Annotated in this window: 1 pseudogene; it reads left to right on the top strand. The window is 66.1% G+C overall.

The features are described 5' to 3' along the window. Window positions 1-310 (top strand): annotated as a pseudogene (locus tag AB4Y31_RS31875) (electron transfer flavoprotein subunit beta/FixA family protein); the annotation flags it as partial.

Here is a 310-nt window from a genome sequence, read left to right as displayed (position 1 = left end):
GAGCAGCCGCAGCTCGTGATCCTCGGCAAACAGGCGATCGACGACGACTCGAACCAGACGGGTCAGATGCTCGCCGCGCTGGCAGGCCTGCCGCAGGCGACGTTCGCGTCGAAGCTGACCATTGCCGGCGAGGGCGGACAAAAGCGGGCGACGGTGGCGCGCGAAGTGGACGGTGGCGCCGAAACGCTCACGCTGACGCTGCCGGCCGTGGTGACGACGGACCTGCGTCTGAACGAGCCTCGGTACGTGACGCTGCCGAACATCATGAAGGCGAAGAAGAAGCCGTTGGAGACGATCAAGCCCGAAGACC

The sequence above is a fragment of the Trinickia sp. EG282A genome (assembly GCF_040965455.1).
Classification (GTDB): domain Bacteria; phylum Pseudomonadota; class Gammaproteobacteria; order Burkholderiales; family Burkholderiaceae; genus Trinickia; species Trinickia symbiotica.
This window is presented reverse-complemented; position numbering and strand designations above follow the sequence as displayed.